The following is a 12,795-nucleotide window of genomic DNA, read 5'->3' as shown; positions in this document are numbered from 1 at the left end:
GTTCGCTTTCGACGCCGTCCAGCGGCGCTTCGAAATCGCGCTGTTGCAGCTGCGGTTCGGGCAGTGCCTTGCGGTCCAGCTTGCCGTTGGCCGACAGCGGGAAGCGGTCCAGCGTGACCAGATGGGCCGGCACCATGTAGTCCGGCAGGCGTTGTTTCAGTTGGGTGCGCAGCTGCTCTTCATCGAACGCTTGGGCAACGAGGTAGCCCACCAGCTGCGTGCCAGTGGCGAGTTGGCGGGCGACCACGACGGCCTCGCTGATCGCCGGATGATCCAGCAACGCGGCTTCAATCTCGCCAATCTCGACCCGTAGGCCACGCAGTTTGATTTGGTGATCGAGACGACCCAGGTATTCAACGGCGCCGTCGGCACGCCAGCGCGCCAAGTCACCGGTGCGATACAGACGCTCACCATGGCCAAACGGGCTGGCGACAAAACGCTCGGCGGTGAGGCCGGGGCGTTGGTGATAGCCGCGCGCCAGTCCGGCGCCGCCGATGTACAGCTCGCCCGGCACGCCGATGGGTTGCGGGTTAAGGCGGCTGTCCAAAATGTGAATCTGCAAATTGGCAATCGGACGGCCAATCGGCACCGACGCGCCGGGCTCGGTGGTGCAGGTCCAATGGGTCACGTCGATGGCCGCTTCGGTCGGGCCATAGAGGTTGAACAGACCCGCATTCGGCAGGCGTTGCAGGGTTTCCCGCGACAGATCGGCAGGCAGGGCTTCGCCGGAACAGACGATGCGTTTCAGTGATTCGCAGCTGCTCAGATCGTCCTGAGCCATGAACGCGGCGAGCATCGACGGCACGAAGTGCAGCGTGGTGATCTGCTGATCGGCAACCAAAGCGGTGAGCAACGCAGGGTCGCGATGATCCCCGGGCTGCGCCATGACGAGACGCGCACCGACCATCAACGGCCAGAAGAACTCCCACACCGACACGTCGAAGCTGAACGGTGTTTTTTGCAGCACGGCATCAGTCGCGTCGAGCGAATACGCTTCCTGCATCCACGCCAGGCGGTTAAACAGCGCCGCATGGGTGTTGCCTGCGCCTTTCGGCCTTCCGGTCGAGCCGGAGGTGTAGATCATGTAGGCCAGTTGCTCGGGGTGAATCTCCACGACTGGGGCAGTGATTGATTGATCGTCGAGGGACAGGCGATCCAGATTCAGCACCTGCAACCCTTCCACAACAGGCAGATCGTCAATCACAAGATCGTGGCTCAGCAACAAGCCAATCCCCGCGTCTTCCAGCATGTAGCGCAAACGATCAGCCGGGTATTCAGGGTCCAGCGGCACATACGCAGCGCCCGCCTTCACCACGGCGTACAGCGCGACGACCATTTCCACCGAACGCAGCGCTGCCACGCCCACCAGCGATTCCCGCCCCACCCCTTGCCCGCGCAGGTAATGAGCGAGTTGATTGGCCCGTTGATCCAGTTGCAAGTAGGTCAGTACCTGATCCCCACAACGCAACGCTTCACGCGCCGGATGCCGTTGCGCCAGACGCTCGAATTGACGGTGAACCAACAACGATTCGTCACCCCAATCCTGCGCTGTGCCATTCACCTGAACCAACTGCGCGCGGTCCTGGGCATCGAGCAACTCAATATCGCCAATCGCCGCGTCAGGCCGCGCCAGCAACTGCGCAAACAGCTGCTCGAACCGCTGATGCAGACGCTTGATGCTGCCGTGATCGAAAAGATCCGTCGCGTAGTTCCAGTTACCCGCCAGCTCACCCGCCGCGTTTTCCCACGTGTGCAAGGCCAGGTCGAATTGTGCGCTGCCGCTGTCCAGCGGCATCAAGGTCGCGTCGAGACCGGGCATCAATTGCAACGCTTGGTCCTGACGCTGCTGATGGTTGTACAGCACCTGAAACAGCGGGTTGTGGCTGAGGCTGCGCTCGGGGGCCAGCGCGTCCACCAGTTGCTCGAAGGGCAAATCCTGATTGGCTTGTGCGCCTTGGGACGCCAAGCGCACGTGGTCGATGAGTTGGTTGAACGTGGCGTCGGCCGTGACCTCGCCACGCAGAATCTGGGTGTTGACGAAGAAGCCGATCAAGCCCTCGGTTTCCGCCCGTTGACGCCCGGCCATCGGCACGCCAATGCGCAGATCGCTCTGCCCGCTCAGGCGGTGGAGCAAGACTTGGTAGGCAGCGAGCAGCACCGTGAACAGGGTCACTCCCCGTTGTTTCGCCCGTTCGCGCAGGCGTGCCGACAGTGCGGCGTCGAAGCTGAACGGCAGGCGTGCGCCGCGAAAGCTCTGGCGCGCCGGACGCGGACGGTCGGCGGGCAGTTCCAGTACGGGCGGTTCATCGCCGAGCTGCTGTTTCCAATAGTCGAGCTGACGATCCGCCTCACCCGCTTCCAGACACGCGCGCTGCCACAAGGCGACGTCGGCGTAGCTCAAGGGCAACGGTTCAAGGGCGCTGTCGTCACCTGCGAGCGACGCGCGATAGGCCTGAACGAAGTCCAGCAACAGCACCTGAATCGACCCGCCGTCGGCGATGATGTGGTGCAGGCAGACCAGCAGCACGTGTTCGTCATCGCCCAACGTGACCAGCGCCACTCGCCACAGCGGGCCTTGGGCGAGGTCGAACGGGCGGCGAGCGAAGGCCTCGGCCAGCGTTTGCAACTCACCTTCATCGGCGGCATTCACGTGTTCGAACGGCATCGGTTGGGATGCCCGAATCACCTGCTCTGGTGTGCCGTCTTCAGCGGTGCCGAACACCGTGCGCAGGCTGGCATGCCGCTCAGCTACCCGGACGAACGCCGAGTGCACAGCGGCCACCTCCAGCGTACCTTTCAGGCGCAAGGCACCCGGCAGATGGTAGGTGCTGTTGCCCGGTTCCAGTTGCTCAAGGAACCACAAACGCTGCTGGGAAAACGACGCCGGACTGCGTTCCCCCGCCACGCCCGCTGGAATCGGCAACGCCGACGCGTCCAGCCCCTGCTCGCGCAGCTTGCCCAGAAACACCCGACGCTGTGCGGCGTTGAGGCTGAGAAAGCGGGTGGCGAGAGCCAGCAGCTTGCTGTGCGAAGTCATGCTCGGTTGCGACATCAGTTGCTTTCCTCCAGCTCATTCATGAACTCGTCCAGGGCATCGAGCCGGTCGAGCGTCAGGGTCTGCCCCTGCAAGGTGTCGATCAGGGCGGCCTGTGCGGCGACGGTGGTGGCTTCGAAGGCCTGCGCCAGCGGAATGCTCACCCCGAGGCGCTCGCGGATGCGTGACAACAGACGCGTTGCCAGCAGCGAGTGACCACCCAGTTCAAAGAAGTTGTCGTCACGTCCGACCCGCTCGACGTTGAGCAAGCCCTGCCAGAGTTCGGCGAGAGTTTCTTCGCGCTCGCCCCGCGGGGCTTCGAAGTGGCGTGCCTGCATCGTCGGTGCTGGCAAAGCCTTGCGGTCGAGCTTGCCGTTGGCGTTGCGCGGCAGACGCTCCAGCAACAGCACATGGGCCGGGACCATGAACGCCGGCAGTTCCTGCGCCAGCGCGGTTTTCAGCACATCGACAGACAGCGCCTGTTGCGCTTCGGCGACTACATACGCCACCAGTTGCGGGCCGTGGGCGGTGGCGTGCGCACTGACCACCGCGTCGCGCACCGACGATTGGGCGAGCAGCACACTCTCGATTTCTCCCAGTTCGATGCGCTGGCCGCGAATCTTCACCTGGAAGTCGGCCCGGCCGACGTATTCCAGCGCACCCTCCGCGTTCCAGCGCGCCAGGTCGCCGCTGCGGTACAGACGCGCCCCCGGCTCACCGAACGGATCAGGCAGGAAGCGCTCGGCGGTAAGGCCGGGACGCGCCGCATAACCGCGACCGACCCCCACGCCACCGATGTACAGCTCGCCCACCACACCCGGCGCGGCCAGTTGCAGGCTGGAATCCAGCACGTACAAACGGTTGTTGTCGGTGGGGCCACCGATAGGCATGTTGGCTTTGGCAGCAGGCGCGCCGGTGAGGGTGTGCAGCGCCACATCGTCGGCGCATTCGGCCGGGCCGTAGGCATTGACCAACGGCACGTTCGGATAGTGGTTGAACCAGCGGGTCGCCAGGTCCACGGTCAGCGCTTCGCCGGTGGGCATCAGCCAGCGCAGCGCATCGAGCCGCTGGGGTGCAACCGCGAGCATGCCGTCGATCACGGCGGGCACGCACTCCAAAACGCTGACTTGGTTCGCGACCACTTCTTCCAGCAGCCGTTGCGGATCCTGCACCACGGCGTCCGGCAGGATTTCCAAGCGCCCCCCGAACAGCGGCGCCGTGAGGAACTGCCACACCGAAATGTCGAACCCGGTGGCGGCGGTCTGGGCGATCACGTCGCCCTCGCCCAATCGCAGGTACGGCAGCTTCGACATCTGGTTATTCAGCATGCCGCGCTGGTTGACCATCACCCCTTTCGGCTCGCCGGTGGAGCCCGAGGTGTAGATCACGTACGCCAGTTGTTCGGCGCTCGCATAACGGCGCGGATTGTCATCGCAGTCGGTGGCCAGCAGGTCTTCGAGGATCAACAGACGCGACGGTGTTTCCATCAGGGCCAGAATCGCTTCGACCTGCGCCAGACAGTCACGTGGGGTCAGCAGCACCGGGGCACCGCTGCTCACCAGCATGCGCGCACTGCGGCTGGCGGGATGACGATCGTCCAGCGCCAGATACGCGCCACCGGCCTTGAACGCGCCGATGATCATACTCAGCAGCGGCAGACCACGGGGGGCGAACAGCGCCACCACGTCGTCGCCCTGCACACCTGCGGCGATCAGGCCGTGACCGATGCGGTTGGCCTTTCGGTTGAGCGCGTCGTAACTCAGGCGCTCGCCTTCGCAGCGTGCGACCTCCCGTGCCGGATGGGCCTGAACCCGCGCCTCGAAGCGCTCCAGGTAGCTGATCTCGTACCAGTGTTTCTGCACCGCGCCCTGAGCCTGTTCCAGCAGCTGCTCGCGCTCGGCCTGTTCCAGCAGTTGCAATTGACCGAGGGCCTGTTGCGGGTTGTCGATCAGTTGCGTCAGCAGACGGCGGAAGTGCCCCACCAACGTCTCCATGTCGGTATGGTCGAAGTGACGGGTGTCGTAGGTCAGCTGCAGTTGCAGCGACTCCCCGGGCAACAGCACCACGGTCAACGGGTAGTTGGTATGGGTGCGGTTGGCGAGCGGCTGGATGCGGTATTCGTTCACGGCCTGCTGAACCTCGGCGCCCAACGGAACGTTTTCAAAGACGAACAGGCTGTCGAACAGCGGCTGACCGCGCGGGGTGTCGGCCAGCAGCTGAATGTCGGCCAGAGACAGGTGTTCGTGCTGACGCATCACGGCGTTTTGCGCCTGCAGGGCCTTGAGCAATTCCAGCGCCGATGCGCCCAGGCTCGGACGCTGGATGCGCAGCGGCAACGTGTTAATGAACAGCCCTAGCGCGCCTTCGATCCCTTCCAGTTCGGTCGGACGCCCGGCCACGGTGACGCCGAACAACACGTCTTCACGGTCGGCGTGATGCATCAGTAACAGAGCCCATGCGGCTTGCACGAAGGTGTTGGCGGTCAGGCGATGCTGACGGGCTTGATCGGCGAGTTTCGCGGTCTGCGCATTGCCAAGGGCCAGGGTCACGTCGCACATCTGCGGCTGGCGCTCTGGATGACGCTGCAGGCTATGGCGATACGGCAACGGCGTGACGTCGGTGAACCCGGCCAGCGCCTCGCGCCAGTAATCGCGGCTACCGGCTTCGTCCTGTTCGGCCAGCCACGCGAGGAAATCCCGATACGGGCGAGCGGCAGGCAAGCTCACGTGGCGCCCTTCGAGAAAGGCGCGGTAGTGAGCGAAGAACTCGGTGAGCATCAGGCCCCGGCACCAGGCATCGATCAGCGCGTGGTGGTGGCTCTGCACGATGCGGAAATCCGCCTCGCCGAACTTCACCAGACGCAGGCGCAGCAGCGGCGCCTTGGCGAAGTCGAAGCCCTGCTCGCGCTCGGCGCTCAACACCGCTTCCAGCTCGGCCTCGGCAGCGGCGCGGGACAAATGGCTGAGGTCGATGAGTTGCGCAGGCGATGGCACGCGGCGCATGACCACCTGACGCTGCACGCCGCTTTCCAGCCCGTGAAACGCCGTGCGCAACGCCGGATGACGCTGCACCACCTGCTGCCATGCGTGCTTGAACGCCTCGAAATCCACCTCGCTGCCGACGGCGTATTGGTCCTGCATCAGGTAGATGCCGTTGCCCCGTTCCAACAGGCTGTGCAGCAGAATCCCTTGTTGCATCGGCGCCAGCGGCAGGATGTCTTCGATCTCCCGCGCCGGGATCGGCAAGGCGTCCAGTTGCGTTTGAGAGAGGCCCGCCAGCGGAACGTCCGAAGGGGTCAGCCCCGCATGACGCTCGTCGCTGCAATGCTCGATCAGTTGCAGCAGTTGCGCGCGGTACAGCGCCACCAGTTGCTCGATGGTTTCTCGACTGAAACGCTCGCGGCTGAAGGTCCAGTCCAAGCGCAACTGGCCGTTGCGCACCTGGCCGTCGATGGCGAGGGCATTGGCCAACGGCCCTTGCGGGTCGCGCAGGTGCTCAAGGGTCTGGCTCGACAGGGAGAACAGCGCGTCCCCGGAATCAGCTGAACCATTGTCAAAGCGGCCGAGGTAGTTGAAGGTCACGCCCTGCCCCACCAGCTCCGGCAGCTCGGCACCGGCGAGGTATTTGAGGACGCCGTAGCCGAGGCCTTTATCCGGCACGGCACGCACGGCTTCCTTGACCGATTTGAGCGTGGCAATCGCGTCGTCATCCGCTTCCAGCGCCACCGGGTACAGGTTGGTAAACCAGCCGACGCTGCGGCTCAGATCCAGCCCGTGACCGTTCTCAACGACGTTTTCACGGCCATGACCTTCAAGGCTGATGACATGGCGACGACGACCGCTCCACTGCCACAACGCCTGAGACAGCGCCGCCAACAGCAGGTCATCGATGCGCGTGCGGTAGGCTGCCGGGGCTTCGCTGAGCAGACGACGGGTGTCCTGTGCATCGAAGGTCAGGCTGACGGTCTCGCCTTCGCCCACCCGACTATGAACCGAGGTGTCGCCCGGCAGGCAGGCATCGGCCGTCGACAGACGCTGCCAATGGGGCAATTGCGCCGCCAGATCAGGGTTACGCCCCAAGTCGTGCAGGGACTGCGACCAGCGTTGGAAGCTCACGGTTTTCTCGGCCAACGCGACGGATTGCCCCGCGGCCAACTGGGTGTAGGTGTGTTGCAGGTCTTCCAGCAGCACGCGCCACGACACGCCGTCCACCGCCAGGTGATGGATGGCAATCAACAGACGCCCCTCACCCGATGGCAAGCGCGCATGCACCACGCGCAGCAGCGGACCGGTTTCGATGTTGAGACTGCGCTGGGCTTCGTCGCTCAGGGACGCGAGGTCATCTTCGCGACTCAGTTCGCAGGTCCACAGCAGGCGTTCGGCGTTTTCAGCGTCGCGATACCGCTGTTGCCACTGGCCGTCATCGCCCAGATGAAAGCTCAGGCGCAGGCTGTCGTGGTGCGCCACCAGCAGCGCCAGCGTTTGCTGCAACAGACTGACGTCCAGCGCGTTCGGTAGGTTCAGCAACAGCGACTGGTTCCAATGGGAACGCTGGGGTACGGGCAACGCGAAAAACCGCGCCTGAATCGGCGTCAGGTCGAAGTCACGGGGCAAAACCGGCGCAGACACGGGGGCAGCGACCGGTTTGGCCTCGGCCAGCAGCGCCACCTGGGCCAGTTCGGCGATGGTCTGTTTCTCGAACAGTTGCTTGGGGGTCAGGCGAATGCCCTGACGGCGCGCGCGGGCAATGATTTGCAGGCTGAGAATCGAGTCGCCGCCGAGGGTGAAGAAATTGTCGTGACGGCCTACGGCGTCAACCTTGAGGGCGTTTTCCCAGAGCGCGGCAAGGGCCGCTTCGACGCCTGCGTGGGGGGCTTCGAAGCCGTGCGACACGCGGTCTGGCGCAGGCAGCGCAGCATGGTCGAGCTTGCCGTTGGCGGTGAGCGGGAACGTCTCCAGCGTCAGTACGTGGTTCGGCACCATGTAATCCGGCAGTCGGTCGGCGAGTTGCGCCCGCAGCGCTTCGCCCTCGACCTGCGCGCCTTTGTCGATCAAGGCATAGGCGATCAGTTGGCCTCGGTCATCCACCCGCACATGGGCATCGCGCAGGCCGTCCAGTTGGCGCAGACGCTGGGCGATTTCACCCAGGGTCACGCGGTAGCCGCGCACCTTGACCTGATCGTCAGCGCGCCCGAGGAATTGAATCTGCCCGTTGGCCAGCAGTCGCGCCCGATCGCCGCTGCGGTACAGACGACGTCCACTGCCAGTCGGATCGGGAATGAACGCCGCTGCAGTCATGCCAGGCCGATCGTGATACCCCCGCGCCAGACCGGGGCCGCCGATATACAGCTCGCCGATGTCGCCCTGCACCACCGGTTCCAGATGCTCGTTGAGAATCAGCGCAGTGGCGTTGGGCAGCGGACGGCCAATGGGCGCATTGTCGCCTGCGGTGTGAAGCGCTGCCAGTTCGTTGCTCAGCACGCCGACCGTGGTTTCGGTCGGTCCGTAGTGGTTGATCACCCGGCACGCCGGTTTCAGGCGCTGGATCTGCGCCACCAGCGCCCACGGCAAGGCATCGCCGCCGAGGATCAACGCCTGTTGTGGCAGCACGTCAGCGGGATTGGCCGCTTGCAGCAGGCCGCTCAGGTGGGTCGGGACGATTTTCAGCACACCGACCTTGTTGTCGGTCATGTAAGCCGCGAAACGGTCGGCGTCGCTGATGCGGTCCGGGCTGATCAAGTGCAACGTACGCGCCGAACACAGGGCGCCGAACAGCACGGTGTGGCCGAGGTCAGCGCCCACGGTGGAAACCATCGCCATGCTCGCATCGGCGTTCAGATCCAGGCGCGTGAGCAGGCCCTGAACGTAATCGGCCAGCGCGCAGTGGCTGATGACCACGCCCTTCGGCGTGCCGCTGGTGCCCGAGGTGTAGATCAGGTACGCGGCATGTTCAGGGTGCAGCGGCAGGTTCAGCGCGGTGGCCGGTTGGGCTCGCCATGGGGCAGCGACCCCGACATCAATGACGTCGCCTTTAAAATCAGCAGGCGCAGGCCCATCGCTGATCAACCAGCGAGCGCCGCTGTCAGCCAGTACGAAGGCCTGACGTTCAGCGGGCCATTTCGGGTCCAGCGGCACGTAGGCGGCACCGCTCTTGAAGACGGCCAGCAGACTGACGACGAACTCCACCGAGCGTTCCAGCAGCAGGCCGACACGGCTTTCCACGCCCACACCGGAAGCGCGCAGGTGCTGGGCGAGTCGATTGGCGTCGGCGTCTGCGCTGGCGAAATCGATGCCGTGCGCTTCGCCCTGCAATGCCAGCTTTTGAGGCTGCGCGTTGACACTGGCACTCCACAGCGTCAACACGTCGCTGGCCGGGAATGACATCCGCTCGGCATTCAGCTGCGACGGCACAGCAGAAACCTTCAGGTCCGCCAGTCGCGCGTTGGGGTCTGCCACCCCTTGCGCGCAAATGCGCAACAGGTCGGCGGCGAAACCAGCGACACGCGGCTCGTCGAACAGGTCGCAGGCGTAGGTGAATACCGCCTGAATGCCGTCTGGGCTGTCGGTGATGTCGAGGCCCAGATCGAAGTGCGCAGAGAAGTCGTCCAGCTGGTTGACGTCCATGCGCAGCCCGCCCATGTCCGCGTTTTGCGGCAGCGGGAACTGCTGGGTGAACTTCACCTGACATAGCGGGTTGTGGCTGAGGTTGCGCGACACGCCCAGCGCCTCGACGAGTTGCTCGAACGGCAGGTCCTGATGGGTCTGAGCGCCCAACGCCGTGTGTTTCACCGCTTCGATCAAGGTGCTGAACGACTGCTGCGGCGAGACCTCAGTGCGCAGCACCAGCGTGTTGACGAACAGCCCGATCAGGCCTTCCGCCTCGGTGCAGGTCCGCCCCGCCACGGGTACGCCGACGCGCAAATCGGTCTGGCTGCTGTAGCGCTGCAACAGAGTCTTGTAGGCCGCGAGCATGACCATGAACAGCGTTGCGCCATGAGCGCTGGCGAGGTCGCGCAGACCTTGACTCAGTTGGCTGTCGAACGCGAGGGCATAACGGGCGCCACGGTGGCTTTGCTGCGCAGGACGCGGACGGTCCGCAGGCAGTGTGAGCACCGGATGGATGTCGCCCAGCCGTTCGCGCCAGTAGGCCAGTTGCCGCTCACCTTCGCCCCCAGCCAGACGTTGGCGTTGCCAGGCGGCAAAGTCGGCGTATTGAATCGGCAGCGGCGCCAGCGCCGGAATTCGTCCTTTGGCGTAAGCGGTGTACAGCGCGGCGAACTCCTTGAGCATGACCTGCACCGACCAGCCGTCGGCGATGATGTGATGCAGCACCAGTACCAATTGCTGCTGACCGGGGGCCAGTCGCACGTTCAGCACGCGCCACAACGGCCCGGTCTGTAGGTCCATCGGTTGCTCGACGGCAGCCTTGGCCAGTTCGCCCAGGGCTTCGAGGGGTTGCGCGTGCAGGCTCAAATCGTGCTGTTGGATGACCACCGGTTGGGCGGGATGAATGCGCTGCACGAGCACTTCATTGGCATCGATGGCGAAGGTGGTACGCAGACTTTCATGGCGCGCGGCCAGGTCGTCGAAACTGCGTTGCAAAGCAACGTCGTCGAGGGCGCCGCTCAAGCTCAACTGGCCGCACAGGTGGTAGGCGCTGCTGTCCGGCTCCAGTTGCGCGAGAAACCACAAACGCTGCTGGGCGAACGACTGCTCAGGCGCGGTATCGCGGGAAATACGTACCACGGCAAGCGCGCGTTCGGCGCTGCGGGTCTGACGTGCAACGTGGGCACTGAAGGCCCCAAGGGTCGGCTGTTCGAACAGGTGCGCGGGTTCCAGCTTCAGGCCCAGTTCGGCATTGAGGCGCGACAGCACTTGCACCACGCCAACCGAATCGCCGCCACGGGCGAAGAAATGGTCGCCCGCTTTGAGGTCGTCCTTGCCCAGCACTTCACGCCACGCGGCGACCACTTCAGGCAGCAGCGGGACGTCATCCGCCGGCTCGCCCTCGGCACCCAACAGAAGACCGTCCTGCCAGACCGCGAAGCTGTCGAGGCTGCCGTTCTGCCAGCCCACGCGGCAGGCAGAGCGCTGCAACTTGCCGCTGGTGGTGCGCGGCAAGGCGCCGGGTTCCAGCAGCACGATGACGTTCGGTGCCACGAGAAACAGTTCAGACACGGCATCGCGCACCGCATCGCAGATCATCTGAGGCTTCACCAGACGGCGCACATTGCGGCTGATTTCCAGGGCCAGACCGACGCCCTCGCCCCCCCGTTCATCGGTCACCGGGAACGCGGCAATACGCCCGCGACGCAGCAGCTCGACGCGCTTTTCCAGCGACTGTTCGATGTCTTGCGGGTAGAGGTTCTGGCCATTGAGGATGATCAAATCTTTCAAGCGACCGGTGATGAACAGCTCGCCGGCGCTGGCGATGCCGAGGTCGCCGCTGCGCAACCAACGCGTGCCGTCGGCCTGCACGAAGGTCTGCGCGGTGGCCTCGGGATTCTGCCAGTAGCCCTCGGCAACGCTGGGGCCGGCGATCCAGATTTCGCCGACCTGCCCTTCCGGCAAAACGGTCTGGCTGACGGCATCGACGATGCGCAGCCTGTGGTCGTCGCGGCACCAGCCACAACCGGGCAAACGACTCGTGGCGTTCTGGTGGGCGAACAGCGCTTTGTCGGCGTCACCGGCGGCCAGTTGCTGGCCGTCGAAGCGCTTGATGCCGAAGGGCACGGCGCGGTGGGCGGCGGCGACGAACAGCGTGGCTTCGGCCAGGCCGTAACTCGGGGTCAGGGCGCGGCGGTCGAAACCGGCGGCCGCGAAGTGTTCGCTGAAGGCGTCCAGTGTGGCGATGCGGATCGGCTCGGAACCGGAAAACGCCAGACTCCAGTTGTCGAGTTTCAGGCCCTTCACCGCGCTCGGTTTGACCCGCTCGACGCACAGGCGATAGGCGAAATCCGGGCCGCCGGAGAAGGTGCCGTTGTATTCGCTCATCACTTCCAACCAGCGCGCGGGGCGGCCAAGGAAATAATTCGGTGACATCAGCGTCAGCGTGCCACCGTAGTACAGCGGCAGCAGCAGGCCGCACATCAGGCCCATGTCGTGGTAGAGCGGCAGCCAACTGACCCAGCTTTCAGTGGACGCGTCGGTGACGAAATGCCGGGCCATGGAGACTTCATTGGCCATGAGGTTGTCGTGGGAGACCATGACGCCCTTCGGCGCGCTGGTCGATCCCGAGGTGTATTGAAGAAACGCCAGCGACGAGGTGTCGATCAACGACGGCTGAAACGCGCCCTGCCCGCTGCCTGCGTCCTCGATGGCGATAAACCGCCCGCCTGCAGGCATGAAAGGCTGCAACTGGGGCTGGAATTTATCGAGGTCTTCACGGCGGCCCAGCACCACGCGCGGCGTCGCGTCCTGAAGGATGCCGGTCAGCCGGTCCAGGTGGGTCTGGCGATTGTACTCCGGGGCGAACGCAGGGACGGCAATGACCTTGGCGTACAGGCAACCGAGAAACGCCGCCGCGTAATCGGCGCCGGTGGGCAGGATCAGCACGCAGCGGTCACCGCCCTGGGTGCCCAATTGATGCTGGAGCGCAGCCGCAACGGCTCGGGCCTGGCGATCCAGCTCGGCGTAGGTGGTCAGCAGCGGTGCCTGATCTTCGTGGACGATGTGTCGAAGGGCAATCCGGTCCGGCTGGCGCTGCGCATACAAGCTCACCAGTTCGGGAAAATGCGCGGCCTGATCTCGTATGGATGTCAT

Annotated in this window: 2 protein-coding genes (1 of these 2 cut by a window edge); both read right to left on the bottom strand. The window is 64.7% G+C overall.

Annotation, left to right across the window (positions count from 1 at the left end):
* On the bottom strand, positions 1 to 3,052 hold the beginning of the coding sequence (locus tag B3N48_RS26595) for a non-ribosomal peptide synthase/polyketide synthase (RefSeq protein ID WP_296188800.1). It extends 13,100 nt beyond the left edge of the window; 3,052 of the gene's 16,152 nt are visible here — the first part of the coding sequence; it begins with the start codon at positions 3,050 to 3,052; the stop codon falls past the left edge of the window.
* Positions 3,052 to 12,795, bottom strand: a complete 9,744-nt coding sequence (locus B3N48_RS26590; protein ID WP_296188798.1) for a non-ribosomal peptide synthetase — start codon at positions 12,793 to 12,795, stop codon at positions 3,052 to 3,054. The genes B3N48_RS26595 and B3N48_RS26590 overlap by 1 nt, the downstream gene beginning before the upstream one ends.

It is taken from the genome of Pseudomonas sp. UBA1879 (assembly GCF_002338065.1).
In the GTDB taxonomy this organism is placed as follows: Bacteria; Pseudomonadota; Gammaproteobacteria; order Pseudomonadales; family Pseudomonadaceae; genus Aquipseudomonas.
This window is presented reverse-complemented; position numbering and strand designations above follow the sequence as displayed.